The organism is Pseudomonas farris (assembly GCF_019145235.1).
Taxonomy (GTDB): Bacteria; Pseudomonadota; Gammaproteobacteria; order Pseudomonadales; family Pseudomonadaceae; genus Aquipseudomonas; species Aquipseudomonas farris.
Map to the genome: position 1 here is coordinate 95,827 of NZ_JAHSTV010000016.1, position 25,487 is coordinate 121,313.

Sequence of the window (25,487 nt, forward strand, 5' to 3'; positions counted from 1 at the left end):
CCTGGCCCGGCTCAAGGTACCGCAAAATCCATCGCGCCCATCCATCCAGGTTCCCGCACCTCCATGGCAAAGAGTTCAGGGGTATCTTGGCAGGCATGGGTGTCGGTACAACGACCACGGGAGGAGCGTTACGGCCATCACGGTGCGCGTGACGGACAACGCCCCCTAACTGAATTGTTCGCGGTATTGAGTGGGGGTCAGGCCGAGCTTTTCACTGAACAGAAAACGCATATGCCGCACGCTGCCAAAGCCACTTTTGTAGGCCACGGTCTTGAGCGGCAGGTCGCTGGTTTCCAGCAGATTCCTGGCGCAGTCGATGCGCGCGCTTTGCAGAAATTCCATCGGCGTCATGTTCACTTCCCGGGCGAAAACCCGGGCGAAGTGCCGCGCACTCATGTTCACCAGACTGGCCATGCGTTCGATGCTGAATGCTTCATCGAGGTGTTCGAGCACATGGTTCTGCACCCGGGTGATCGGCGTTTCATGGGGCGCGACCGCCGCCATCAACGGACTGAACTGCGCCTGCCCGCCCTGGCGCTTCATCACCACCAGCAACACCTTAGCGACATCCTGGGCGACTTTCTTGCCATGGTCTTGGGCAACCACCGCGAGCGCCAGGTCGATGCCAGCGGTGACACCGCCGGAGGTGATGAGATTGCGATCCTGCACGTAAATCTGATCGGTCTCGACGGTGGCCTTGGGGAAGCCTTTGATCAGACGCTCGGTGTAATGCCAGTGAGTGGTCACGCGATAACCATCCAGCAACCCGGCATGCCCGAGGATGAAGGCGCCGGTGCAGATCGACCCATAACAGTTTGCGCGGTTGACGGCGCCCTGAAGCCAGTCGAGCAGCGGTGGATGTTTTTCGTTGTAGGCTCCCGGCCCGCCTGGCACCAGCAACAAGTCATAACGTTCGTTCGCCTGATCGATGTGCAAATCGGCCTGGACGTTGACGCCGTTTGAGGCTCGCAGCGCACCCGACTCGGTGCCGATGGTCGACAGTTCGTAACGATCGCCCGGTGCCAGATAACGATTGGCGATGGAAAACACTTCCATGGGACCAGCCATGTCGAGCAGAAGAAAGTCGGGGAACAGCACCATTGCCACGGTTTTCATGGGTTCAAGGTCACTAAAAGAGAACTGTTTAATACCATTGCGCCGAACACAAACCCCTGTGGGAGCGCCCGGCATTATGGCCAAGTGTAACAACAAGGATACGTGAATCCGCGCAAATAACTGTCAACTTAAAAGAGACAGTATTTCAATTTTAATCTACTTATTGCACCAAACGGTAAATATTAACCTTCTCCTCACTCGGACGAATTCACGTCCTGACAGGAGATTTCATCATGCTGACCCTTCGTAAAGCTTCGGATCGCGGCGCGGCCAATCACGGTTGGCTGAAGTCATTCCATACCTTTTCCTTCGCCAATTACCGCAACCCGCGGGAGCAGGGTTTTTCCGACCTGCTGGTGATCAACGACGACCGCGTGGCGGCCGGCAAGGGGTTTGGCCAGCACCCTCACCGCGACATGGAGATTTTTTCCTATGTGCTCGAAGGTGCTTTGGAACACAAGGACACCTTGGGCACCGGTTCGGTGATCCGTCCCGGTGACGTGCAATTGATGAGTGCTGGCAGCGGCGTGGCTCACAGCGAGTTCAACCACTCGGCGAACAAACCGGTGCACTTCCTGCAAATCTGGATCGTGCCAGAGGTCAGCGGCGCCAAACCGCGTTACCAGCAAGAGCACTTCAGCACGCAGAAAAAACGCGGACGCTTGCAGCTGATCATTTCCCCTGATGGGGCGAACGGTTCGCTGAAACTTCGGCAGGACGCTCGGGTGTATGCCGGCCTGATCGACGGCAAGGAAAGCGCCACGCTGGAACTGGCTGCCGATCGTTACGCCTATGTCCATGTGGCGCGCGGCAGTGTTGAGCTGAACGGCGTGCAACTGCAGGAAGGTGATGGGGTGCGGGTGCGTGAGGAGCAAGTGCTGACCTTGAGCAACGGTGTTGATGCCGAGGTACTGGTGTTCGATTTGCGGCCGCAAGAGTTGCCGGAAATGCCATGACCTCTAAATCCTGTGGGAGCGGGCTTGCTCGCGAAAGCGGTGTGTCATTCAACATTAATGTTGGCTGACTCGACGCCTTCGCGAGCAAGCCCGCTCCCACAGGGGATTAAGGCGTTACCGATAGCCACGAGCCTGCACGTTGAACAACTGCGCATAACGCCCACCCGCCGCGACCAGGCTGTCGTGATCACCTCGCTCAAGGATCGAACCCTGATCCAGCACGATGATGTGGTCGGCATTGCGCACACTGGAGAAGCGGTGAGAAATCAGCAACGTCATGCGGCCTTCGGTGTGTTGACTGAAATGCTCGAACACCGCCGCTTCCGCCGCCGGATCCAGGGCCGAGGTTGGCTCATCCAGGATCAGGATATCGGCGTCACGGCGCATGTAAGCGCGAGACAAGGCGATTTTTTGCCATTGCCCACCGGACAATTCCTGCCCACCGGCAAACCACCGCCCTAATTGCGTGGCGTAACCGCGATCCAGGCGCTCGATGAAGGGCGCGGCCATGCCCTCGGCGGCCGCTTGCTGCCAACGCATTTCATCGTTGAACGCCAACGTATCGCCCACGCCAATGTTCTCGCCCACGGAGAACTGGTAGCGAATGTAGTCCTGGAAGATCACGCCGATGCGTCGTCTCAGCGCCTCTTCATCCCAAGACTGCAAATCGCTGCCGTCCAGCAAAATACGGCCCTGATCGGGGCGATAAAGCCGAGTCAGCAACTTGATCAGCGTGGTTTTGCCTGACCCGTTTTCCCCTACCAGGGCGACACTGCGGCCCGGCAGCAGGTGCAGATCGATGCCCTGCAAAGCGGCGTGGCTCGCCCCCGGATAACGGAAACCAATGTTCTCGAAACGCAAACCATCGCCGGGCACCGCGCCCACGGTAAGGCTTGCGCTATCGGCAATAACCGGTTCGGCCAAATACTCGTAGAGGCTCGACAGGTAAAGGCCATCCTCGTAGAGACCACTGATCGCGCTCAAGCTGCTGCTCACGGCGGCCTGACCTTGCTTGAACAGCACCAGGTACATGGTCATTTGCCCGAGGGTGATATTGCCGTGAACGGTATCGACCACGACCCAGGCATAGGCCAGATAAAACGCAGCGGTGCCGAGCAGCCCCAGAACAAAACCCCAGCCATCGCGACGCAATGTCAGGCGCCGGTCTTCGGCATAGAGACGAGCAAACGTGTCCCGATAACGCTGCAACAACAGGGGCGCGAAGCCGAACAGCTTCACCTCTTTGATGTAGCCCTCATGGGAGAGCAGCGTTTCGATGTAATTCTGCTGCCGACTCTCCGGCGCCCGGCGCGTGAACAGGCGAAAGGCATCCCCGGAAAAATGCGCTTCGGCAAAGAACACCGGCAACGCCCCAACTACCAGCAGCACCAGCGCCCACGGCGAAAAATGCACCAGCAAGACACCGAAGCTGATCAACACGATCAGGTTCTGGATCAGCCCCAGCGACTTCATCACCAGCGCCAGCGGCCGGGTCGATGCCTCGCGCCGCACCCGTACCAGCTTGTCGTAGAACTCGGAATTCTCGAACTGCACCAACGATAACGTCTGGGCCTTCTCCAGAATCATCGTGTTGACCTTCTGCCCCAACTGCACCCGCAATAGCGATTGCTGAACCGACAGTGCGCGCTGTGTCCCGGACAGCAACGCGAGCACGCCCGCTTCAAACAGCACATACCGCACAACCGGCCATAACGGCGCACTGCCTTGCTGTGTGTGCAACTGCATGGCGGTGACTACGGCGTCGACAATTCGCTGCCCCAGCCAGGCCGCCAGCGCCGGCAATACACCGGCAATCAGGGTCGCCACTACCAACCCCAGAAACAGCCCACGGGACGTTCCCCAGACCAGCAACAAGGCACGTCTCGCCTGGTCGAGCAAAGAGGCAAAACGGGTCAGGACAGACATAGGGTGATGGACTCGGTGGCGGATGTCGGAGGAGCGCGGCAGGTTCTACAGTACGTGGAATGAGCCATCCGCTCTACGGGGACAGGATGCGATAAGGCTGGCCACGCCCATCGTAAAAACATCTAAAAAAACACCCTCACTCGCTACGTTTTAGCGCTTTGATATGGGGAGTCAATGCCCATCGAGATTCGAGGACGAACCTGAACGTCCAGCTGATGTGCCCTCTCCATAACCGGGAGCAAAAACATGAAAATCAATCCCTACCTGATCTTCAACGGCGACTGCAAGGCCGCTTTCACGTTCTACGCCAAAAGCCTGCCAGGCCAGATAGAAGTAATGATGACCTTCGGCGAAACTCCGGCCCGCGACCATGTTCCAACGGACTGTCATAACCTGATCATTCATACGCGCCTGCTGGTCGCAGACCAGGCAATCATGGGGTCGGACACCACACCTGATCGCCCCACCACCAAAATGAGCGGTTGTTCGGTTTCATTGAATGTCGACAGTGTGGCGGAGGCTGAGCGGGTGTTTGCTGCATTGGCGGAAGGCGGCAGTATTCAAATGCCGCTGGAGGCGACGTTCTGGGCGGCACGTTTCGGGATGCTGGTCGATCGGTTTGGTGTGGCGTGGATGGTTAATTGCGAAAAGGATCAGTGACCGGGCTACCCTCTGGTTAGTACATAAAATTTACTGGCGCTTTAATATCAACTTTGGGGATTTTTTTTCAATAGCCAAACAGAATAACTACACATCCACAAATTCCCCCCTGACCAAAATATTACCAATATAATGCAAAAAGACTCAATTAATATAGCCTCCCTCTCATTCGCCCTAAAAAGAGGCGATCGTTGTACTGATCGCCTCCCCAACGTGCACCTACATCCCCCTAGAACACCGTGGAATATCCTTATAAATCAACTCCAATTTTCGAAAAAGCGGACACCCGCACAGTTCATACGCAAGGCTTCATCAGTTGTGCTTCGTTCTGCAGCCAGATGGGCAATTAGCCATCGCATCTGTATTGCTTATAGAAAAGTCAACCTAAAGAGCCTAGTCCGACTGAAAGGGGCGTACCAACTAAGCCCGATATCACAAATCAAATGGGCTTAAGCCTCAGCATTTGCCTATGTCATTGAATCAGCTAAAACTACCGAGGATGGAGTGACGTGTGTTCACGACGGGAAATGTTATAAAAAGTCAGATAACGTCAGTATTTTGTGTATTAAGATTGCAACGCCAGCACATATGAGTAATTTACATGATGAGTACTGAGAGCAAAACCGAAAATAGCCAGAGAGGTATTCTCGCTATTGGGCGCACTTGGCGCTCGACAGAGAAACTTCGACAATTATTTGTACCCAATCTCACACATGTTTATACATTAGATTATCCAAACCCGGCAAGTCTGGATATCGAAACGCAAACACTCGATACCGTACTGATCGATATTGAAAGCTCCTCCATACTTAATGACTGCCTGGCGCTGATCAAGAAGTTACGTACGAATCCGACAGAACTGTCCATTATCGTTGCAATCAACTATCGCTCTCCGCAAACTAAAATTGAATGCTACCTGGCCGGAGCCGATCACTGCATCAATGTACCTAACGATCAGGATGAAAAAGCCAGGTTACTCTCAGAGTTGCTCGAAACCCCTGAATGACAGACCAGTGTCAAGTTGACCCTGGACCAAACATGCCTGCACTTATACAACAATGAATACAAACTGGATCTGGCCTATCAGGAAATGAAAGCCCTGGATGCGCTTATTAACGCAGAAGGCAATATCCTGCACCACGACTGCATGGCCGAATCCATGGGCTTGAATATAAAACTCTACGACTCACGTGTCCTGGAGAAGTCCATAAGCCGGCTTCGAAATAAAATCAAAAAACACTTTGGCATTAACATCATTCACAGTGTTCGTGGTTATGGTTATCGACTGCTTCGAGGGGTCGTCTCAGTCAATCAAACAAACTTTCACTCTTAAAGGACTAGGTAATGGAGCCCAGCAGGCAAGCTATCGTGCACGAAAATTTCGCACTGGTATTCTTCAGGCAATCGATTCTGAAACGAAACGATGAACTGTTCGGCAGCGAAATCTATGCCAAGGCGACCAAACAGGAGACACCTCTGAACAAGGGGTATCAACAACTGCATTCCGATCATCCACTGGCGACTTATTACGAAGTCCTGACACGGATCCAATTGAATGCCCTCTCACAGATTGAGGCGACGCCTTCCCGTTCCACACCGACGCCAAACAAACTGTTCGTGACCATGAATCAATCTGCTTTATTGGATAAAGCGCTTATCAAGGAAATGAATGAGGCTCAAGCGATACTCAAAAAGCATGAGCAACAGCTAATCCCCAGCATTAACAGCAGCTCGTTCCTGTCGTTCAACCTGAAAGAAAAAAGAACTATTATCAATCACATTCACCTATTAAAAGATAATGGGATCGAGATCGCTTTCGATGGCTATGATTTAAGCGACGACAGCACCGAAAAACTGATCAGCCTAGCCCTCTTCGATTACATAAAAGTGGACCTGACCAAATCCAATTTCGACATCATGGTCGAAAACAGCCAGGATTTTTTCAACAGGTCTTACGACTGCCTGAGCGGCATGATCCATGACAGCAAGATCAAATTCGTGGCGGACCGCGTGGAGCACAAAGCACTACACACACTGGCTCGCAGCATGCCCTTCGACTTTTTCCAGGGGAGGTACTACTCACCCACCGAGCTTATTTAAGTTTTGAAAACTTCACCAGACTAGGAAGAAACCTTATTGTGAATACGCCGAATAACAGCTTTCTGATTTTCACCCGAGACCAACTGGCACGACAAGCAATAGAATCGCTTCTCGCACAACGCCTGTATTTATCTTTTGAAATCGAGTCAGGTAAACTCAGCAGCGAACGCATCCGAAAGAGTCGATTCACGCACATCCTGCTCGACCAGGCGGACATATCGCTGAGCGATGTCAGTTTCATTCGTAAAAATCAAAAAGATGCGGAAATCATCCTCATAACGCCCAACTCTGAACCTTCGGAACTCCATCACTTTTCGCACTTCGGTGTTGATGGCTTTCTCAAGAAACCGGTGGCCGACGAAGAGTTCATCTCGGCAGTCAGTCGGGTTAAAGAGTCCCAGGGCAACCCTGATATCTGGTGGTTCAATGCTGACGATCGAACATTGGTCAAAGAAGATATCACTATCCCATTGACCGGTACCGAATCGCTAATGCTCACCCAACTGGTCCTCAGCGATCGACGGGTACTCAGCAAAAACGATCTTATTCTACGCATCGACAAAGACCCGGAACAATATAGCGGTCTTGAAATGTGCCTGAGCCGATTGCAGAAAAAGTTCAAGACGGCAGCCAATGGAGAACGGCTGGTCCGCTCGGTTAGAAACCGTGGCTACTGCCTGGCACAAAGGATAAGAGTCGCTTACTGAGCGAGAATTCGCAAAAATAATAACAATAAACGCGATTCTCCACTCCACTTGATACACACACCCACCACCTGCCTCCTTGCACTGCATATCCTGACTGTCGCCATAAACTCTCCCATGGCGCCCACTTCGTTTCACCCCTCACCTACCCGACAAACGTTTATCGAATCCTGCAATTATATAGACGATTGAGCGATACCCTCCTAACAAAAGAGCACGACCTTTTATAACAACCCCTCTGAAAGAGTGGCCGTTATAATTCGTCAGACACACATGGAGATTTAAGTACTAGTATAAAAACCTGGCACTGAGACAACCGTATCAGCTGACTTGAAAACAACGCCAGGATGGCCAGCCATAAGCCCGCGTTATTCCCTTCTAATAATAAAAATAACTTCTGACTGAACCGCGTTCGCTCAGCCTTTGTGCGTGGCTGCCATTTATTAACCGTCGACTGATACACAACGTGGCGCATGCCCGAGGGACACCGCGATGGTACATAATCGTATTAATCGAAATAGCATATCCAAAGGACTGACTTTCTGGGGGCAATGGATAATTGCCATCATTTCGGTCAACGCGCTGTTATTTGCTCTTGCGCTCTATCAGACAGGAGAAATAGAGGCCCATTATCGTGTGTTAGCGGTGCTTACTCTCCTGGGTTCGGTCCCCTCCTACTCCCTGCTGCTGGTTTATCACAAGCAGCATGGCTACCTCAGCGGCCTGGGTCGACTGCTACTGGGGTGGCTGCTGACGCTGACCGGACTGACCAGCATCGGTTTTATCAGCAAAACCAGCGAATTGTTCTCCCGGGAGATCATCCTGGTATGGGCTATGGCCGGTTATTGCGTACAGGCCTTGCTGTACCTGCCTTTGCACAGCTTTTCCAGGTACTACCATCGGCAATTGCACAGCCAAAACAACACCCTGATTATCGGCACCGACCAACTGGCGGTGAATCTGGCGGACAAACTGGCCAAAACCGAGTTTCCACCGCTGGTCGGCCTGATCAGCTCAAAACCCAACGAGTTGTCTACCAACGTCAATGCCCACAGAATCGTGGGTCAGTTGCAGGAACTGCGTGAGCTGATCCGGGTGCACGATGTCCGGCGGTTGTACATCGCACTGCCCTTGAGCGAAGCCAAACAGGTTGAAGCGCTGTACATCGACCTTCTCGACTCCAATGTCGATGTGGTCTGGGTTCCCGACCTGGGCAGCATGACGCTGCTCAATCACTCCGTCAGCGAACTGGATGGCCAGCCCGCCATCCACCTCAATGAAAGCCCGTTGACCAGTTACCCGACAGCGGCGCTGAGCAAGACCCTGCTCGACCGCAGCCTCGCCGCCCTGGCGCTGATCGGCTTCAGTCCGCTGCTTCTGGTGATCGCCGTCGCGGTGAAGATCTCCTCGCCGGGCCCGATTATCTTCAAACAAGAGCGCCATGGCTGGAACGGCAAGATCATCAAAGTCTGGAAGTTCCGCTCCATGCGCCTGCACGACGACCATCAGGTACGCCAGGCCGGTCGTGAAGACCCGCGCATTACTTCGGTCGGACGTTTCATACGACGCACCTCCATCGATGAACTGCCGCAGTTCTTCAACGTGCTGCAAGGCCATATGGCGCTGGTCGGGCCACGGCCTCATGCGATCGCCCATAACGACTACTACACCGGCAAGATTCAGGCTTACATGGCCCGCCATCGAATCAAACCGGGCATCACCGGACTCGCCCAGATCAGCGGCTGCCGTGGCGAAACCGAGACCCTCGACAAGATGCAGAAGCGTGTGGAGATCGACCTCAACTACATCAACAATTGGTCGTTGTGGCTCGACATCAAGATCCTGATCAAGACCCCCTTCACGCTCTTTTCCAAGGACATCTATTAATCCCCGCGACTCACCCCCGCCTATTCTTCACCTTGCGGCTAACAACGCTGCAGCCCGGGCAGTCAGACCTCTGACTGCCCGGAGCCCCTCCATCTCATTTCATTTCTTTTTTTTGCCGCTGCCAAAGGCTGCGTTCGGACGAAGCAGTCGTGAATTTTGAGGCCAGTGATACAGGAGATTTTTCAGCGCTACCCGGTGTTTAAGCGATCCATAAACCCCACCTACCGTATGGCCGGGGTATGAAGTCAGGCATCCGAGTCGGATATATGCTCCACTTGAGTTCTTATCCCAAACAACCGGTCGGCGATCTGCCGACCTCGCTCCAGCCCTTCAGCTGTCAACCAAATCGATTTGTTCTTGTTCACCGGATCGCTGATGAAACCCTGTTCATGCAATCGGTTCATCGTCTCGAAGTCGAACCCTTTCCAAGTATTGCCGTTATCGAAACTGAAGGCTGCCAACAGGGCAAGCACGGCTTCTTCAATCAGTTTATCGTCGTATTCCATGATTGTTGCTCCGGGTTTATGGCGCGCCTACCGTGAAAACGCCTTCGCCGGCAAGCCGGCTCCTACGGGGTTCGTGTCGTTCACGGTGTCTGTAGGATCTTCTATTAAAACGCCATAACTTTTAGAGCTCCAGTATCAACATCCAATTCTGAACTACAGGTTCGACTGTATGACCATCTGAAAGTATCTGAACGAGCTCCATGAAAGACAGAACACCGCTTCCCTTACGATAAGGGATAGGCAAACGGTTATGTTTATGACTAGTGGGAGCTTTTAGGCCGGGAGCGGCAACGCCGCTGGAACTCGAAGCAAAAAAATTGCCCTGGTTCGCGAGAGTCTTGAACCAGAGCAAAGTGTTTCGGTGGTGGCTTCCGGGCGGTACGATGCGCTCAAGCAGATCCGTGAACTGCAACGGATGCTGGGCAAGAAGACGAAGACGATCAAGCGTGACTACGTGGCGCACATGTCACGACTTTTCGCGAGAAGCATATCGCCCCCCCTTCGTCACACAAACCAGATTGACAATGACGCGACTATCAACATCCTCAAACGCCAAATTAATCACGCACCGAGGAGGCTGCCTGCTGATACAACAAAAATAAACGTTTAGCATATAAGCCATGCCCGTAATCATTCGGATGCCAGCGCACCCCATCAGATGAACCGGCACCATGGGCTAGTGGAAGAGCCGCGATATCGGCTACTGAAGAGTAAGGCACATGCTCTTCAGAGGAGACCGACGCCATAACTCTATCGACCTCCCCGGACCAGCCACTGTAACGCCCAAGGCCATTCTGACGAGACAAGGACCATGGGCCCACGGCAATGATACTCGGACGACTATCGAGTCGACGGAGAGCAGTAATTAACTTTCTGTAATTTTCTTCTAAATTACCAATTCCGCTTCTAATATCTTCGTGCTCACCTAGCTGAATTACCACAAGATTTGGGCGCGTATTAATTACAGAGTCCAATGCTCGGAGTCGCTGGTCAACTGTGCCACTTCCTCCTGCAGTGTGATAACAAACCACCGTCGGCTGCTCGCGGGCGCCACTAATTTCTCGGCTTAAAATACTTACATAATCATATTGCCTAGAGGATGCGGCCATACCACTTGTATGACTCCATCCTAAATTCTTCTTTGTAGTTTCATTGAAGCCATGCAAAGTAATACTGTCACCGACAAACAATATCCGGTAAGCCTTAACATTTTTAGTATCACATTGCGTAACAGCATCTAGTTGCGACAACGGTGCAGCCGCCAAGAAAGAGCAACCAAGGGCAAGAACACTCCCTACCAACACTCTCATTATAACTTTCATTTTTCACCTGCCGGGAGAGCAACTAACCATCCATCTTTCACCTTTAGCATTGCCAACGATTACCTAACGGTAACACCCGTGGTTGCGACCACTGGGGCATTCATATTCACCATTATTGCGCTGGGTGGTATCGGTGTGTATGCCTGAGGGTCATAGCATGAAGCGCCCGCACGGCTTGGATCGCAAGCCGTGCGGGGAGGAATTTAGGCGGGTGTTTTTATGGCGGGTGCAGTGTCGGCTGTAGGTTTTGCGAGGCGCTTTTTAATCAGGGCGTTTAGCCGCGAGGTCACAGGCGTCTCTATCAAAGCATAGAAAATGCTGCCGGCCACAATGGCGATCAGAGCGCTGATGATTACCGAGATCGAGGGAATGATTAGGCCAATACGCTTTAAGATTTCCGGCGCCGCGGGCGAAAGCAGCGGGTGAAACAGATAGATGGCATAAGAGGCGGCTCCAAGAAAAACAAGTAATTTTGGTACAGTAACATTACAGGTTTTCTCGATGGACGCGCATCCGTATACCGTGAAAAGCGAGGCGATTCCGTAGAGTATTGTTCCGCCCCAATCAGTGGAGCGTGGTAGGAACAGATAAGCCAATGACAATATAACTAAGATAACGGCAATAGACTTAGGCATGTAAATACGCCTCTGAATAAGACGCGCGACCAGCATTCCCCATAGAAAATTAAGGACAATCGGGTCTGCATAGAATTGCATCGCCGCTGACCAGTTTTCTGTTTTAAAGAACGAGGCGACGGTCAATAAACCGAACAGCCCGGCGCACCAGCGTATGGCACTCAACTTTAGCAGCAGGCAAAGGGTAAACACAGCGTAAAAGAACATTTCAAATAGCAGTGTCCAGCCTACGCCCAATAGCGGCTTGACCTCGTTGTCAATATTTACGGAAGGAATAAAAAAATATGATTTAAATATATAGCCCCAGTCAATTTCGGCGTGCAGCACAAAGTGCGCGGCTGAGAGTAACACGAGCAGTTTTATGGTGGTGGCAACCCAGTACAGCGGAACGATACGGGCAATTCTCCGGGTGGCGAAGTGCTTCCAGCCATTGGCCGTTCCGTGCAGTTTTTCAGAGGCGAGAATCATGACGAAGCCGCTGATCACAAAGAATAAGGAAACGCCATGGGTTCCGGGTTCGTACCTGAATGCGTCAGGATCTAGTCGTTCTTGCGCATAAAACGCGGAATGGCATAGGACGACGGCTAGCGCTGCGATAAAACGTAGCACCTGGATTAGATCGTATTTTTCTGATCTTTCCGGTGGGTCGTATGTTTCGCGCAGCATAGTTAATAAGTTCTTCATGAGGTCCATTTCCTAAAAACTCTGTTGTGATATCGATTTAGCGTCGCAGGCGTATTCGATGCCAGCCGTTGTCGCCAGTGAACGAACCGGTGTTGCCAACGGTACAACATGCCAGGAGACTGCTTAGTGCTTAAAGCCTTTTCAGCGCACCCAGTACCTAGAAATCAATAACCCCATCAACACGCCGACAGTATTTGCCAGCATGTCGTAGGGCGAGGCCGTGCGCAGCGGCATCAAACCTTGCGCGGCCTCGATGAGTACACCGGTGAGCAAACACCCCACGGCGATCCAGCGAAATTTCACATTGGGAAAGGCCAGGCGGCAGCTGCACGCAAATACCAGAAAGCCGATCCAGTGATGGAGCTTGTCCTCTTCGACGAACAGCTCCGGGATCGGCTGAGAGCGCAAACCCGCGAACAGCAGAATCACGGTCACCGAGGCAAAGACCAGGCCCCGGAACCAGAACGGCAACTCGACCAAGCCTTTGAGCCACGTGATCATTCGGTAATTTTCTCGAAGTTGTTGTAGAACAGGTCGCTGTCACGTCCGTCGGTCATGGTTTGCAGCGAGTAAGCTCGACTCAGGCGTGCACCGCCATCGCGGGTCAGTGGCGCCCAGACAATGTTGGCCCGACGCATGGTGGAGGTACTCATCAACTCGTCGAACGGGATGGAAACATAGATCCCTTTGTCGAAGCTGCCCTCGCCATACTCCTCCTTCGACGCGCTGGTCAGGGTGACCCAGGCGCCAAACTTCACGCCGTTCTTGAACACCCGCGACAAGTCCACGGTGGTGCCCCAGTCCCGCGCCAAATAACGCCCGACGCTGACCGCTGCAAGCATGTCATTGGGCAATTCAGTATAGCTAGTGACATGGCCCGTCACGGTCTTGTAGTCACGCAGGCCGAAGCCCTGATCATAGTCCCGTTGACGCACGAAGTTCAGGTCTGCCCCCACCGACCAGCGTTTCCCCGTGGGTCGATACAGCACTTCGCTGCCGACGCCGGCGAACATGGATTCCAGATAGCCGCCGTAGACCATCCCGTACCAATCCCGATCCAGCTGCGCCGCATGGTTAAACTGGAACGTCGGCATCGTCACATCGGAGGTGGTCATGTATTGGCGCAGATCAGTGCGCACTCGCGGCAGCCCGCTCGGCGCGTCGTAGGTGAACTTGTCGAAGTTGTTCAACAGGTTGGCACTGAGCAAGCCGCTCCACCAGGTATTACGGGTGAAACGGTACTCCGCGTCGGCATCGGCGGTGAACTGATAAAGCAGTCCGTCGGGGCCGCCAATGTTCTGTTTGTAGCCCAGACCGAGGCCGTAACTGAACGGTTCCAGCGCCTGGGTGTAGAGCGTGGTTTCCCGGTGTGCAGTCGCCGGATTGACCTCGGTCGTACGGTGCAGATCCTTCAGCGGCTGGTCATTGTTCACAACCGCGCGGAACGTTTCCCGCGGCACGCTGGTTTCCTCGATGGACATGTCATAACGCTGGTTCACCAGGGTGAACCAGTCGATGTCTTGATTGACGCTGTTATCGAGAATCCGGCTGGCTCGCCCGACGGCTTTGGACGGATAAAAATAGCGAGACTGCTCGCCATACACCATCAACTCCGAACCGCGCTGGGTGATGCGTTTCACCTTGTAGCCGGCATTTTGCTGCAGCCGGTTGGAGACATCGGCCCAGTTGACCTGGTCAGCCGGAGTCGACGGCTCCTGCGCCGGCAACGGCTCGGCGGGAGGGTCGTAGGTTTTGACCGGCGCCTTACGGCTGACAAAATTGGTGTGCAGGGTGATGCCGAACATCGCCGTATTGCCACGCTCCCAGCCAGCACTCAGATCGACACTGTCCGCGAGCTTGTAGACCACGCCGATGTTGATCGGCAGGTCTTGCTTGATCGAGTTGTCCAGCGGCTCATTCTTGTAATCGTTGCCCTCGTACTCGATCTTCAGGCTCAGCGGTGCCCACGGCGTTTGATAGGCGATACCGCCAAACAACGAAGGGTGCCCCCTGAAGTAAGCATTGGTGTTCACGTCCCCTGCCCTGGCGACAGCCGCCGAGCTCTCTGGCCGGTCGTTGAACTTGCTGCCGAAGACCGCCAGCGGGTTGCTGAAATCCCCCCGATTACCCAGATAGCCCCAGGCAATGCCGAGACTGAAATCCAGGTTTTCATAACGCTTGTTGGCGACAAAATATTCGCTTGAAAACAACCCGGTACCGCCGATGTCCCGGGCGCCAATGGCGACTTGCGGCGCCCAGCGAGTTTCTTCCCAAAGCCGCGCCTTTATGTCAATGGCCTTGTCTTTGAAGCTCTGGTCGCCGCTAAAATCCTCGGGACCGTAATTGCGGTTGGTGATCGCCGTGTAACGAAACGAGCCCTCCAGCCAATCGAACGGCTGCAAAGAAAAACTGTAGCGCGAGTAAGGATCGGTACGACTGGCGGTGGCGCTCAACTCTCCTGCGGGGGCCATGCGCGCAGTGGGGGTCTGTAACAAACCGACGCCACCAAAATCACTTTGGGTGTAACGCGGCTCACCATGAGCCAATCCACAGGGCAGAAGCAATGCAGCAGCAAAACGTAACTTAAACGGGCACTTCAAGGAGCCACCTCAGCCAGGGGTTGGGTGGCGAGAAATTCGGCCAGTTGTTGATTGAGTTCAGGGGTCGGCGTCTCGAGATCGTCACTCCTGATCGGTACCAGAATCCTGCTGCCGGGAGCGGCCACGACGCCCTCCTCGCGATTCCATGCCGCCACGCCCACGCGCCGCACCTGACCATCGGGCTGGATCAGCCACAGATAATCGAGCTCGGCGCCGTCGAGAATGGCGCAATCGCGCGCATAGGTACTCACTTCCTGCAGGGCACGGTAAGGCACCTGACAGGGCTGCACGACTGCCCCGAGAATTTCCACGGTCGAGGGTCGCATCGGGTAAATCAGACGGTCGCCATCATCCAGCCGAGCATTGCGGGCGAACCCCACTTCTACGGCGATCGGATCCAGCACCGCGACCTGGCGCCCGGTAACCGGCAACCGCTCGATCTGTTCATACAGGCGCGCGCTCAAATCCGCTCGCGCTTCCCTGCCATCGAGCAAGGCCCCCCGCTGCACAAGTTTCAGATCGAATAGTACGCCGGCCTTCAGCCGGGCCTGCTGATCCTCCAATGAGCGATGCAGCCAGGCCGCCCCCAGCCAATAACCCTCGGCGTTGGGTTGGGCGTTGTGAATGGCATCCAGCAAACGTGCCCCGGGTTTGACATCGAAGTAACCCGGGCTGCGCACATCACCGCTGACCGTGACGCCAGCGTGCCCCACGCCCGGGCCGATCAAGAGCAAGCCAAGCAATAGAAGGTTCGGACACTTCACCGGCCAGCTCCCCGATCAGGGCGCAACTGCACGATTTTGAGGAACAGCTGCGGCGTCAGATGCTGCTCGCTGCGCAGGATAAAACCGTCCTGGGGGTCGACCCAGTAACGGTTGGTAGCGTGAAAATTCAAGGTGGGTGCATCCACCTGCTCGTCGATGCGCAGCAAGGCGTAATCCTTGTCCAGAATGCGAATGGTCTCGATATCGTGGGTACTGAAACGGCTGTTGACCGCAATGCCGATACGGTTGCCGTCGTAGATGTCAATCCAGCGCGTGCTGACATAGCCGTTGGGTAAATGCTGAAGACCGCGTTTGAATGGCGACTCATCATTGAAGCGAGTGCCGTCCAGGGAAACACCCAGCCCTACGGTGCGCACCACCAAACCGTCGCGCATCATCAATACTTGCTTGCCGGAAGCGACCCAAAACTGCAGGTCGCCCCGCCGACGAGCCATGGCCATCACCCCCTCGCTGGAGACGGTGGTGACCAGGATCTGCGGATATGGCACGGCGTCGACCTGAGCTCGGGTCAAGTTGATGGAGGCAGGCCCCGTGACGGACTGTTCAAGAGTGTCCCAGGAGGCCCTCATTAACGGGTTACACCCGCACAACAAGAGCGCCATCGTCAGACAGGCGCAGGTAGGCAAAATTTTCACGGCGGGATAGAGCCTTATCTGCTGTTAGCTTCGCTGAGGTTATTAACAGAGCTGGCGCCGGTCCCGAGGACTGCGGCCGTAGGCAGAAGCTGGCTGATCAAACGGTTCCAGCGCGTCACGCCGGCCGGGCCGACATAGACGATGTCTTGCGGCTCCAAGTCGAAACGAGTGGCCAGCACCAGGGCCGAAGGGGATTCGGCATCGAGCTGGAACACTTTGGCCGGTTCGGTTTCCAGTTTGTCCGCGCCGCGAATCACGTACACCGCGTTGCCATTGGAGGTGGTCTGGTTCAAGCCACCCACCGTGCCCAGAGCATCGGTCAGGTTGATCGATTTGCTCTTGAAGCTCAACGCGCGGGGCTGATTGACCTCACCCATGACATAGATCCGCTTGAGATCGTTATAAGGTAGGTAGAGCCGATCGCCACCCTTGAGGTAGACGCCCTGCAGCTGTGAGTCCTGGCGATTGAGAGTGTCCAGATCCAGCTTGTATTCGCGCCCATCGCGAGTCAGCGTCAGGCCTGACAGGTCTGCATTCAACGGGTCCACCCCGGCCACGCCAACGGCCTCCACCACACTCAACGGGTTGGTGGTGATCGGTTGCTGACCGGCTTTGATCACCGCACCGGAAATCACCACGGTCTGGCTAGCGAAGCGCAATACGCTGACGTCGACCTGAGGGCTTTCGACAAATTGCGACAAGCGCTCGGCGATAAAAGCTCGCAACTCTTCGATGGTTTTACCGGCCGCCGGAATATTACCGATGTAGGGATAAAACAGCGTGCCGTCCGGACGAACCAGGCGACCGTTGGCATCGATTTGCTGTTGGGGCCCGGAAGGCGCCGTCAACTCCGGGTGATCCCAGACCGTAATAAACAACAGGTCGTTGGCACCCACGCGATAACCGCCCGAAGTATAAGACAACAACTCCGAGGGGACCGATTCGCGCACGCGTGTGGCGGCATCCATGGCAATCAATTTAGGGGTGATGGGAATAAGTTCCACACGGCTACTCTCCGGAGAGCCGTCACTCACCATTTGACTGGTGTCCATGTGTTGACCAGGCGAAAACATACAGCCGGACAAGCTGATACTTGCCAGCATAACAACAGAAAACCTACGGATCATAATGGCACTACGCTAGTCGAGGGCAAGTCTAAAACAAGATCACCCAGAAAGTTCTGAGTGATCTTGTACAACACACTTCGCGGGGTATTAGTTGGTACCAGTAGTACCACCAGTACCGGTGGTGCCGCCCGTTCCAGAGGTACCGCCATTGGAACTGCCCCCAGAGTTTGAAGCGGCCACTGCAGCGCCAGCGATAGCCGCGCCGATCACCACGGTTTCGGCGACAGTCACACCCCCGACCAGCGGGGTGTTCAACGACAGTGGCTCGCTTGTGCTCACCGTATCGCTCACCGGTTCATCCGCTGCCAACGCTGCGGTACTCATGACAGCCAGCAAGCTGGCTAAAAGTAATTTCTTCATATCAGACTCCTTCTCGACATCAACTCTCTAAAAGATTTGATACTAAGGGACCAGGAATGGAACAGCAAAACGATGAAGCTGACCGATTGAACCAGCCAATTCATGCGCATTGCCTCCTTTGGAGCATGTCACTTATGGGGGTTGCACGCCATAGACCGCTCCTCCCCACACCTCGGACAAAGCATTTGCGAGGGGCGAAAGGTTATGGACTTTTTTGACGACTTTGGCCGCATAACAAGGCATTTTCAACACAGACTTTCAAGGATGAATCATTCGCCGAACAGGCTTATTGTTATTATTAGTCAGGATTCTCCCGGCCGTAGAGTCTTGGGGGCTTTATTGTAATTGTAAGTTCCAGCCAAACGGACCGCAGACAGTATTTCAATATTAAGTATAGACCGCTAATAAATAAAGACTTCGTAGCGACACAAGTATCGGGGCCGCGAGAAGTCAGGCCTCAGAGGCTACTTTCTCCAGTTGTTCAAGCACTCGTTGCAACTCCCCTGCCCAGATTCGCGGCACCAATCCGTGAGCCTGCTCAAGAGTTTGGCAATCCAGCACTGACGAGGCCGGGCGTTTGGCTGGAGTTGGATACTCAGCAGTGGTGATGGCCTTCAAGCGTGGGCGTTTTTCCAGCAAGCCCAACGCCAGGGCCTGGCTGAAAATCTCATCGGCAAAGTCATGCCAGGTGCAGGCAGGAGCGCCGCAGTAGTGGTACAGGCCCCATTTGAGCGCGCCGTCGCGCTGAAAAATCGCCGCGAGGGTCCACAATGTATCGGCAATGCTGCCGGCCGAAGTTGGACAACCGCGTTGATCCGCCACCACAGCCAGCTCATCCCGATCACGTCCAAGGCGAAGCATGGTTTTAACGAAGTTATTGCCATGAGCGCCAAAAACCCAACTCGTTCGCAAAATCACATGGCGCGAACAATGTTGTTGCAGTTGCTGCTCGCCAGCCAGTTTGCTCAACCCATACACGCCAGAAGGAGCAGTCGCGTCATCGGGTTTATAAGCAGTGTCATTGTCGCCACTGAACACATAGTCAGTAGATATATGCAGCAGAGGAATCCCCAACGCCTCGGCCGCCAGTGCCAAGTGCGTAACACCGTCGCGATTCACCTTATAAGCGCGTTCGACTTCGCTTTCAGCCTTGTCTACTGCGGTATAAGCTGCCGCGTTGATCAATAACTGCGGCTTGACCCGGGCCAAGACTTCCTGGACCTGTGCCCGATCGCTGATATCCAGCTCCCTCGAGTTGTAGCCTATGACGTTAAACCCGCGCGGAACCCTCTGCAGCAACTCATATCCGACCTGTCCTTGTGCCCCGGTCACTAGAACTCGCATGGTCATTCTCCATTCAACACCGCGCGCAAACGCGGGTTGCGCAGGTCTTTTTCCGAAAGTTGAGGCGACTCCAGGGGCCAGGCAATGTCCAGCTCCGGATCATTCCAGAGCAGACCACCCTCGTCCTCGGGGTAATACAGATCAGTGCATTTGTATTGAAAATCGGCGACATCACTGAGCACACAGAAACCGTGGGCATAACCCGGCGGCACCCATAGCTGAAGATGGTTGTCGGCGGTCAACTTGACGCCCACATGTTCACCACAGGTGGGCGATTGGGGATTGATGTCCACAACTACGTCGTACACCGCACCTTGGGTGACCCGCACCAACTTGCCCTGTGGCCGGGTCCGCTGGAAGTGCAAACCACGCAACACGCCATATTGCGAGCGCGAGTGATTGTCCTGGACGAAAGGCAACTCGATGCCGGCATCGCGATAACGCTGCTGGTGATAGCTCTCGAGAAAGAACCCGCGGGCATCGCCGAAGATTTTAGGCTCGATAATCAGTACACCAGGCAACCGGGTGTTGATGACATTCATTTCGCAGGCTCCGTTGTCAGCACCCGTGCCAGGTATTGACCGTAACCGGTTTTGTATAGCGCGGTGGCTTGTTGATCCAATTGCGCAGCCGACAACCAACCCTGGTGGTACGCCACCTCTTCCAGACAGGCCACTTTCAAGCCCTGCCGCGCTTCGATGGTCTGGACGAAGTGCCCGGCCTCCATCAATGAATCATGGGTCCCGGTGTCCAGCCAGGCAAAACCACGCCCGAGTACGCTGACATGCAGGTCCCCGCGCTCCAGGTAGGCGTTGTTCACGTCAGTGATTTCAAGCTCGCCGCGTATCGAAGGTTTCACTTGCTTTGCAATGCGCACCACGTCTTTGTCGTAGAAATACAAGCCGGTGACGGCATAGTCGGACTTCGGATGTTTAGGCTTCTCTTCGATCGAGATCGCTTTGCCATTACTGTCGAACTCGACAACGCCAAAACGCTCTGGATCGCTGACTCGATAACCAAAGACGGTGGCACCGGTCTGTCGTTGTGACGCTTCGCGCAACAAGGCGCTGAAGCCATAACCGTAGAAGATGTTGTCGCCCAGAATCAGCGCCACATTACTGTCGCCGATAAAATCCTCGCCGATCAGGAAGGCCTGAGCCAGACCATCAGGAGAAGGTTGTTCGGCATAACTGAGTTCAATGCCGAAAGAAGAGCCATCACCCAACAGGTTCTGGAAGTTGGGCAAGTCCTGCGGCGTGGAAATAATCAATATCTCGCGAATGCCCGCCAGCATTAATACCGACAGCGGATAATAAATCATCGGCTTGTCGTAGACCGGCAGCAGCTGTTTGGACACACCACGGGTAATAGGATGCAAGCGAGTGCCGGAGCCTCCCGCCAAAATGATACCTTTCATATGAGGATTCCCTTCAAAGTTTAATAGAGGCAGGGTTTAAATGGTTCAACCGATATGGCCAAGACGCTCTGGGCGGTACTCACCGTTAAGGACTCGTTGCCACCACTCTTGATTATCCAGATACCACTGAACCGTTTTGAGTAGGCCGCTTTCAAAGGTTTCCTGTGGTCGCCAACCGAGCTCACGCTCGATCTTGCTCGCATCAATGGCGTAACGAAGATCATGCCCGGGGCGGTCGGTAACGAAGGTGATCAGTTCCTTGTATGAGCCCAGCTCTTCATCGCGGGGGCGCAGCTCATCGAGCAGTTCGCAGATGGTTTCCACCACTTGCAGGTTGCGCTTCTCGTTGTGCCCGCCGATGTTGTAGGTTTCGCCCACGGTGCCGCGCGACACTACTTCGAACAGCGCTCGGGCATGGTCTTCGACAAACAGCCAATCGCGGATCTGCGAACCATCCCCATACACCGGCAGCGGCTGGCCGTGGATGGCATTGAGAATCACATGGGGGATCAGTTTTTCGGGGAAGTGGAAGGGCCCGTAATTGTTTGAACAATTGGTGACCAGCACCGGCAGGCCATACGTGCGGTGCCAGGCGCGCACCAAGTGGTCGGAGCCGGCCTTGGATGCCGAGTACGGCGAGCTCGGCTCGTAGGGCGTGGTCTCGGTGAACAGGTCGTCGGTGCCTTCCAGGTCGCCATAGACTTCATCGGTGGAGATATGGTGGAAGCGAAAGCCCTGCTTCTGCTCCGCCGCCAGCCCTGACCAGTAGCGGCGGCTGGCCTCCAGCATGCTGTAAGTGCCAACGATGTTGGTCTGGATGAAATCCGATGGGCTGTCGATGGAACGATCCACATGGGACTCGGCCGCCAGGTGCATCACCGCATCGGGCTGGAAACGCGCGAACAGTTCGTGCAGCGTCGCCGTGTCGCAGATATCCACCTGCTGGAATTCATACCGGGGGCTGCCCGCGACCGACGCCAGGGACTCGGTATTGCCAGCGTAGGTGAGCTTGTCGATATTGAGTACGCTCACATCCGTGTTGTCGATCAGATGGCGAACGACGGCGGAGCCGATAAAACCGGCACCGCCGGTGACGATAATACGTTGGGTCACTTGCTGTACTCCCTGGGGTACCACTGGATCAGTAATTTTTCATATTGGGAAAGGATGTTTTCCCAGGTGAACTTTTCGTTGAAGCGGCGGGTGCTTTCAGCCTTCATCGCCGCGATCAAATGGTTGTGGTCGTCGCGCAGGTACTTCTCGAACAATTCGGCACAGTCGTGCTCGTCGTCGAAGTACACCGCCGCATCACCGGCGACCCAACGGTTGAAATGGTTGTTATGGGCAATCACCGAGCAGCCGGCGCCCAATGCCTCCACCAGCGAAGGGTTGGTGCCCCCGACCTGATGGCCATGGATGTAAAAGCGGCTGAAAAACCGGAGGGCCCGGACCACCGCCGCCTCATAGATGGCGCCGGGGAAGATCACTTCCTCGCCGGCCGCGTCCATCACCCGCTTGTGGTACTCGTTCTTCTCTGGCGTGAAGTTGCCCAGCACCACCAACTTATGGTTACGGCGCTTGCTGCTGAAGGCCTTGACGACCTGCAGGAAGGAGTTCTCCGGTTCCGGCCGGGCGATAACCACCGAGAAACCATGGGGCTCCAGCCCATAACCGGCCAGGGCGGCCGAGTCCGCCTCGTTCACCCGGTCCCCCCCATAGGGGATCATGGTGACCTTCGAATCCTTGACCCGAGTGGCCAGGTGATCCTTGATTTTCGGGTGGTCGGCCACCAGATGGTTGCCGATCCAGCACCCCACCCGCTCGTTCAGCCAAAACCAGGTTTTCGCCACGAGTCCCCACTTCTCCCGCCGCCATTCGATGCCATCCATATTGATGACATTGGTCTGGCCCTTGATCCTCTGCAGAATATTGAACGCCGCCGTGTTGTAGCCAAGGGTCAGAAACAATCCCTTCTGGCCCAGCGCATGGACGGTGGCCTTCCAGTCGAAAAACACCGTGCCCGCCACGCCGGTATTGGCGATCGGGATATGAATTCGATGAACACCCTTCCATTCACTGGTCGATATACCGCCGGAACCCTCCTCCTGGCAGTAGACAGTGACTTTCCAGCCCTGCTTGACCAGGTAGAGAGAGAGCTTTTCGGCGAAGGTTTCAAAACCGCCGTGTTTAGCGGGGATCCCACGAATGCCGAGGATATAGAGGTTCTTGGAAATCATACGCTCAGTTATTCTCTCTTAAGATTTTATTAATAAGTTGCAGGTACTCAGTACCGAACTTCTTGCTCGGCTCTATAACAGAGCCTTCGCCGTATTCGTTCCAACAGCAAATAACTATATTCCCAAGAGTTTTTTGTGGATTATCCGCAACATATTTTTTTGCTGACTGTAACTGTTCTGAAAATTGCTGTGGCGTACTGAATGAATTATCGTGATCTGGTATTGTGCTGCCACCCCACGGACGCTTATCCCAACCTGAAGTCACAGGAATGAAGTAAGGAATATCACTATTATTAAGAACCCAATCCCATTTTTGCTGATACCCAACGGTTAGTTCTTTATAGTTCATGGACAAGCTTGTGTTCTTGATTTCCCCGCTAGACAAATCCTGATAGTTATAGGCTGATAATGCGTTATACCCAGAGTTTTCCAGATCCTTGGGTGAATGACCCTTACTAGGATTTATACCTCCAATAAAATAGATGCCTCCAAAGCCGGCTTTTTCAGATGCATGATTAGCACGTTCCAGTAGCATTGAAGTGCTATAGCCAAAGCGACGAGCATCGGAGGCGAGGCGCTCTGGTGAAAATATGAACACGGCAGGTTTTCCATCAACCTTCTTATAGTTGCGATGGGAGAAATAGTTTTTTACCCAGTAAGCCACTATTTCATCAAACTGATCTAGACTGGCCGGTGTATTTGTATGGTTAGCCCACATAACCATAAATTCCACTTTATCTTGAGGCAATGCCATAAACGAATTTATGGCATGGGTTCTAGTAACACCATAAGTATTATCCCAATACCAATCATAGAGCACATAGTCTATTCCGTAGTCACTCATCCACTGCACATGCTGTGCCGTGACTTTTCGGGAGCTTTCTTTATACCACCCGAGCAAAGGCTCTCTATCCGGGTAAGGTTTGATTTTCGCCCATGGATCGGTGTGTGGTTGGTTCCAGCCAGGGTAATAAAATACGCCAACGTCAATTTTAGCTGCAGCATTAGAGCAAATAGAGAATGTAATAAATAACAGAAGAAATATGGCTCTCAAGGCATCTAGTCCTTATTGGTTCTACCCAGCACAGTTTTTGCGATATTTTCGGCGTATTGGGTTAAGGAAAATTTTGCTCGATATGTACTTAGAGCATCGACTGACAACGCCTGATAATTGGAACTACTCGGAGGTGGAAGGTTTTTCAGTACTTGGGATAGCGCTGTGGAACTATTCGGCTCAAATACAAAACCATTCTTATCCTGGCATACAATTTCGACCAAACCACCGTGCCCTGCAGCTATGACGGGTAAACCCATAGAGAATGCTTCGATAGCCACTCTGCCAAAGGGTTCAGGCTTAATGGATGGTACAACTACATAATCAGCCCACAGGTAGTGTTCAGTCGGGTCGGCGGAAAATGGAATCAAACTAACAATTCCATTTAATTCAGAACCTTTGATTCTCTGATACAGCTCAGCCTCAAGATACTCATAGCCTTCGAATGCGCTTCCAACTATGCGCACATCCAGGCTAGACAGGTGCTCTGGCGCAAGAGAACTTAACGAATCCAGAAAGAATGCCTGTCCTTTCCAAGTATTTATTCGACCAATTAATAGAATTTTTGTTTTCCGAGTTGTTTGAGCGGCCATCGGAGGCGATGATATTTCTTCCACCCCGTTGTAAATCACATCTCCTTTAAGGTTAAAGGCATTTTTAGTCGCGTGAGAGTTAAAAATTAATTTTGCACCAGATAGTCTTAGCAGTGCTTTGAAAATAAAAATTGATTTGCTTCCCGGAATCTCTCTCACATGGCAAAAAAAAGTTTTTTTAGTTCCTCGATAAAGCGAGGCGGAGATGAGTGCCGAAAACATTACGGTGGTATTGATATATACAATGTCATGTATTTTGTACGACAGGTAGTAGTGCTTCACCGCAGATAACATTTCCCATAGATATCGCAAAGGACGACGGAAACTTTTTTTTCGCAATACACCGAATGGATAGTAAGAGACTGTAGATCCGCTTTTCTCCAAGAGTGGTACCAGATCTCCGGGAGAAGGAACTATAGAGTGAGTAGTAACATGGCGAGCTAATGCTTCGACAGCACTTAAAAAACTTCTATCCGACCCATAAAGCTCTGAACCCTGGTGGAGACAAAGAATCTTGACAGTCATAATTATTTTGCCTTAGCCATGATTGATCGAATGGTGCTCAATAACAAAATGTAGCTCAGGTTTCTTGTTGCAATAATTCTCTTGGACACGAATGCAAGCACGTAAAGCGAAATTTTAATCCGATAAAATTTCACATCATCAAATACGTAAACCTTGGATAAGATCAGATTTGTCAGTCTTCTTTTCAAAGAGTTAAAGTCTGATAAATTATCGCGCAACGCTGATTCATGCTCCAACGTTGTATTAAGGATAAAAACAACATCATATATTTTTGAGTACGACAGGAAGAACTTGGTGTCCACTCCGTAGAAACT

At 53.4% G+C, this 25,487-nt stretch carries 25 protein-coding genes and 2 pseudogenes; 8 read left to right on the plus strand and 19 right to left on the minus strand.

Going from position 1 to position 25,487, the window contains the following annotated elements; all coding sequences use genetic code 11:
• Positions 1-165: 165 nt before the first annotated feature.
• The gene (locus tag KVG95_RS27310; protein ID WP_217858620.1) at positions 166-1,116 is read right to left on the minus strand and encodes a GlxA family transcriptional regulator; all 951 of its coding nucleotides are present in this window, start codon (positions 1,114-1,116) and stop codon (positions 166-168) included.
• Positions 1,117-1,349: 233 nt separating this feature from the next.
• On the opposite strand from KVG95_RS27310, the gene KVG95_RS27315 reads away from it, so the two are divergent.
• Entirely contained in the window at positions 1,350-2,072 is a 723-nt protein-coding gene (locus tag KVG95_RS27315; protein WP_217858621.1) for a pirin family protein, read from the plus strand.
• Positions 2,073-2,082: 10 nt separating this feature from the next.
• Here KVG95_RS27315 and KVG95_RS30250 read toward each other — a convergent pair.
• Together KVG95_RS30250 and KVG95_RS27320 are read right to left on the minus strand one after the other, a co-directional pair.
• Positions 2,083-2,172 (minus strand): annotated as a pseudogene (locus KVG95_RS30250) (metal ABC transporter ATP-binding protein); the annotation flags it as partial.
• A 14-nt stretch (positions 2,173-2,186) separates the two neighbouring features.
• Positions 2,187-3,998, minus strand: coding sequence for an ABC transporter ATP-binding protein (locus KVG95_RS27320; RefSeq protein WP_217858622.1), 1,812 nt, complete (start codon positions 3,996-3,998; stop codon positions 2,187-2,189).
• Between the two features lie 246 nt (positions 3,999-4,244).
• Here KVG95_RS27320 and KVG95_RS27325 point away from each other — a divergent pair, with 246 nt between their 5' ends.
• The 6 genes from KVG95_RS27325 to KVG95_RS27345 all read left to right on the plus strand — a co-directional run bounded on the left by KVG95_RS27325 (position 4,245) and on the right by KVG95_RS27345 (position 9,349).
• The gene (locus tag KVG95_RS27325; protein WP_217858623.1) at positions 4,245-4,658 is read left to right on the plus strand and encodes a VOC family protein; all 414 of its coding nucleotides are present in this window, start codon (positions 4,245-4,247) and stop codon (positions 4,656-4,658) included.
• A 601-nt stretch (positions 4,659-5,259) separates the two neighbouring features.
• Positions 5,260-5,664, plus strand: coding sequence for a response regulator (locus KVG95_RS29945; RefSeq protein ID WP_225923328.1), 405 nt, complete (start codon positions 5,260-5,262; stop codon positions 5,662-5,664).
• Positions 5,665-5,679: 15 nt separating this feature from the next.
• Positions 5,680-5,991 carry a winged helix-turn-helix domain-containing protein gene (locus KVG95_RS29950; protein WP_225923329.1) on the plus strand — a complete coding sequence of 104 codons (312 nt, stop codon included), beginning with the start codon at positions 5,680-5,682 and terminating at the stop codon, positions 5,989-5,991.
• 11 nt (positions 5,992-6,002) lie between these two features.
• Entirely contained in the window at positions 6,003-6,758 is a 756-nt protein-coding gene (locus KVG95_RS27335; RefSeq protein ID WP_217858624.1) for an EAL domain-containing protein, read from the plus strand.
• Positions 6,759-6,796: 38 nt separating this feature from the next.
• On the plus strand, positions 6,797-7,465 hold the full coding sequence (locus KVG95_RS30255) for a winged helix-turn-helix domain-containing protein (RefSeq protein ID WP_007900813.1): 669 nt from the start codon (positions 6,797-6,799) through the stop codon (positions 7,463-7,465).
• A 489-nt stretch (positions 7,466-7,954) separates the two neighbouring features.
• Positions 7,955-9,349, plus strand: a complete 1,395-nt coding sequence (locus KVG95_RS27345) for an undecaprenyl-phosphate glucose phosphotransferase (protein WP_217858625.1) — start codon at positions 7,955-7,957, stop codon at positions 9,347-9,349.
• 245 nt (positions 9,350-9,594) lie between these two features.
• Here KVG95_RS27345 and KVG95_RS27350 read toward each other — a convergent pair whose 3' ends face one another.
• Entirely contained in the window at positions 9,595-9,855 is a 261-nt protein-coding gene (locus KVG95_RS27350) for a DUF6429 family protein (RefSeq protein WP_008074738.1), read from the minus strand.
• 270 nt (positions 9,856-10,125) lie between these two features.
• On the opposite strand from KVG95_RS27350, the pseudogene KVG95_RS29960 reads away from it, so the two are divergent.
• A pseudogene (locus KVG95_RS29960) lies at positions 10,126-10,288 on the plus strand (IS3 family transposase); the annotation flags it as partial.
• Positions 10,289-10,412: 124 nt separating this feature from the next.
• On the opposite strand, the gene KVG95_RS27355 reads toward KVG95_RS29960, so the two are convergent.
• The 15 genes from KVG95_RS27355 to KVG95_RS27425 form a co-directional block, all read right to left on the minus strand.
• Positions 10,413-11,177 carry an SGNH/GDSL hydrolase family protein gene (locus KVG95_RS27355; protein WP_217858626.1) on the minus strand — a complete coding sequence of 255 codons (765 nt, stop codon included), beginning with the start codon at positions 11,175-11,177 and terminating at the stop codon, positions 10,413-10,415.
• Between the two features lie 203 nt (positions 11,178-11,380).
• The gene (locus KVG95_RS27360; RefSeq protein WP_225923330.1) at positions 11,381-12,496 is read right to left on the minus strand and encodes an acyltransferase family protein; all 1,116 of its coding nucleotides are present in this window, start codon (positions 12,494-12,496) and stop codon (positions 11,381-11,383) included.
• A 141-nt stretch (positions 12,497-12,637) separates the two neighbouring features.
• Positions 12,638-12,997, minus strand: a complete 360-nt coding sequence (locus KVG95_RS27365) for a VanZ family protein (RefSeq protein ID WP_217858627.1) — start codon at positions 12,995-12,997, stop codon at positions 12,638-12,640.
• Positions 12,994-15,096, minus strand: a complete 2,103-nt coding sequence (locus KVG95_RS27370; protein WP_217858628.1) for a YjbH domain-containing protein — start codon at positions 15,094-15,096, stop codon at positions 12,994-12,996. Before KVG95_RS27370 ends, KVG95_RS27365 begins: the two co-directional genes overlap by 4 nt.
• Positions 15,093-15,860 carry a capsule biosynthesis GfcC family protein gene (locus tag KVG95_RS27375; protein WP_217858629.1) on the minus strand — a complete coding sequence of 256 codons (768 nt, stop codon included), beginning with the start codon at positions 15,858-15,860 and terminating at the stop codon, positions 15,093-15,095. The genes KVG95_RS27370 and KVG95_RS27375 overlap by 4 nt, the downstream gene beginning before the upstream one ends.
• On the minus strand, positions 15,857-16,516 hold the full coding sequence (locus KVG95_RS27380) for a YjbF family lipoprotein (RefSeq protein ID WP_367616797.1): 660 nt from the start codon (positions 16,514-16,516) through the stop codon (positions 15,857-15,859). The genes KVG95_RS27375 and KVG95_RS27380 overlap by 4 nt, the downstream gene beginning before the upstream one ends.
• Positions 16,517-16,530: 14 nt before the next feature.
• Positions 16,531-17,643, minus strand: coding sequence for a polysaccharide biosynthesis/export family protein (locus KVG95_RS27385; RefSeq protein ID WP_217858631.1), 1,113 nt, complete (start codon positions 17,641-17,643; stop codon positions 16,531-16,533).
• An 87-nt stretch (positions 17,644-17,730) separates the two neighbouring features.
• Positions 17,731-18,003, minus strand: a complete 273-nt coding sequence (locus tag KVG95_RS27390; RefSeq protein ID WP_217858632.1) for a hypothetical protein — start codon at positions 18,001-18,003, stop codon at positions 17,731-17,733.
• 450 nt (positions 18,004-18,453) lie between these two features.
• Positions 18,454-19,347 (minus strand): dTDP-4-dehydrorhamnose reductase, encoded by an 894-nt coding sequence (gene rfbD / locus KVG95_RS27395; RefSeq protein ID WP_217858633.1) that lies wholly within the window; start codon positions 19,345-19,347, stop codon positions 18,454-18,456.
• Positions 19,348-19,349: 2 nt separating this feature from the next.
• Complete coding sequence (gene rfbC / locus KVG95_RS27400) at positions 19,350-19,889, minus strand: dTDP-4-dehydrorhamnose 3,5-epimerase (protein WP_217858634.1); 540 nt, start codon at positions 19,887-19,889, stop codon at positions 19,350-19,352.
• On the minus strand, positions 19,886-20,764 hold the full coding sequence (gene rfbA / locus KVG95_RS27405; protein WP_008013087.1) for a glucose-1-phosphate thymidylyltransferase RfbA: 879 nt from the start codon (positions 20,762-20,764) through the stop codon (positions 19,886-19,888). The genes rfbC and rfbA overlap by 4 nt, the downstream gene beginning before the upstream one ends.
• A 45-nt stretch (positions 20,765-20,809) precedes the next feature.
• Positions 20,810-21,877, minus strand: a complete 1,068-nt coding sequence (gene rfbB / locus KVG95_RS27410; protein ID WP_217858635.1) for a dTDP-glucose 4,6-dehydratase — start codon at positions 21,875-21,877, stop codon at positions 20,810-20,812.
• Positions 21,874-23,001: a DUF1972 domain-containing protein gene (locus KVG95_RS27415; RefSeq protein WP_217858636.1), complete on the minus strand. Its 1,128-nt coding sequence runs from the start codon at positions 22,999-23,001 to the stop codon at positions 21,874-21,876. Before KVG95_RS27415 ends, rfbB begins: the two co-directional genes overlap by 4 nt.
• A 4-nt stretch (positions 23,002-23,005) precedes the next feature.
• Positions 23,006-24,055, minus strand: coding sequence for a glycoside hydrolase family 99-like domain-containing protein (locus tag KVG95_RS27420; protein ID WP_225923331.1), 1,050 nt, complete (start codon positions 24,053-24,055; stop codon positions 23,006-23,008).
• 5 nt (positions 24,056-24,060) lie between these two features.
• Positions 24,061-25,173: a glycosyltransferase family 4 protein gene (locus KVG95_RS27425; protein ID WP_217858637.1), complete on the minus strand. Its 1,113-nt coding sequence runs from the start codon at positions 25,171-25,173 to the stop codon at positions 24,061-24,063.
• Positions 25,174-25,487: the final 314 nt, after the last annotated feature.

What these genes read in the sequence shown, in the direction of transcription:
- KVG95_RS27310 (WP_217858620.1), bottom strand. Translation starts at nt 1,116, where the DNA reads ATGAAAACCGTGGCAATGGTGCTGTTCCCCGACTTTCTTCTGCTCGAC.
- KVG95_RS27315 (WP_217858621.1), top strand. Translation starts at nt 1,350, where the DNA reads ATGCTGACCCTTCGTAAAGCTTCGGATCGCGGCGCGGCCAATCACGGT.
- KVG95_RS27320 (WP_217858622.1), bottom strand. Translation starts at nt 3,998, where the DNA reads ATGTCTGTCCTGACCCGTTTTGCCTCTTTGCTCGACCAGGCGAGACGT.
- KVG95_RS27325 (WP_217858623.1), top strand. Translation starts at nt 4,245, where the DNA reads ATGAAAATCAATCCCTACCTGATCTTCAACGGCGACTGCAAGGCCGCT.
- KVG95_RS29945 (WP_225923328.1), top strand. Translation starts at nt 5,260, where the DNA reads ATGATGAGTACTGAGAGCAAAACCGAAAATAGCCAGAGAGGTATTCTC.
- KVG95_RS27335 (WP_217858624.1), top strand. Translation starts at nt 6,003, where the DNA reads ATGGAGCCCAGCAGGCAAGCTATCGTGCACGAAAATTTCGCACTGGTA.
- KVG95_RS27345 (WP_217858625.1), top strand. Translation starts at nt 7,955, where the DNA reads ATGGTACATAATCGTATTAATCGAAATAGCATATCCAAAGGACTGACT.
- KVG95_RS27350 (WP_008074738.1), bottom strand. Translation starts at nt 9,855, where the DNA reads ATGGAATACGACGATAAACTGATTGAAGAAGCCGTGCTTGCCCTGTTG.
- KVG95_RS27355 (WP_217858626.1), bottom strand. Translation starts at nt 11,177, where the DNA reads ATGAAAGTTATAATGAGAGTGTTGGTAGGGAGTGTTCTTGCCCTTGGT.
- KVG95_RS27360 (WP_225923330.1), bottom strand. Translation starts at nt 12,496, where the DNA reads ATGAAGAACTTATTAACTATGCTGCGCGAAACATACGACCCACCGGAA.
- KVG95_RS27365 (WP_217858627.1), bottom strand. Translation starts at nt 12,997, where the DNA reads ATGATCACGTGGCTCAAAGGCTTGGTCGAGTTGCCGTTCTGGTTCCGG.
- KVG95_RS27385 (WP_217858631.1), bottom strand. Translation starts at nt 17,643, where the DNA reads ATGATCCGTAGGTTTTCTGTTGTTATGCTGGCAAGTATCAGCTTGTCC.
- KVG95_RS27390 (WP_217858632.1), bottom strand. Translation starts at nt 18,003, where the DNA reads ATGAAGAAATTACTTTTAGCCAGCTTGCTGGCTGTCATGAGTACCGCA.
- rfbD (WP_217858633.1), bottom strand. Translation starts at nt 19,347, where the DNA reads ATGCGAGTTCTAGTGACCGGGGCACAAGGACAGGTCGGATATGAGTTG.
- rfbC (WP_217858634.1), bottom strand. Translation starts at nt 19,889, where the DNA reads ATGAATGTCATCAACACCCGGTTGCCTGGTGTACTGATTATCGAGCCT.
- rfbA (WP_008013087.1), bottom strand. Translation starts at nt 20,764, where the DNA reads ATGAAAGGTATCATTTTGGCGGGAGGCTCCGGCACTCGCTTGCATCCT.
- KVG95_RS27415 (WP_217858636.1), bottom strand. Translation starts at nt 23,001, where the DNA reads ATGATTTCCAAGAACCTCTATATCCTCGGCATTCGTGGGATCCCCGCT.
- KVG95_RS27425 (WP_217858637.1), bottom strand. Translation starts at nt 25,173, where the DNA reads ATGACTGTCAAGATTCTTTGTCTCCACCAGGGTTCAGAGCTTTATGGG.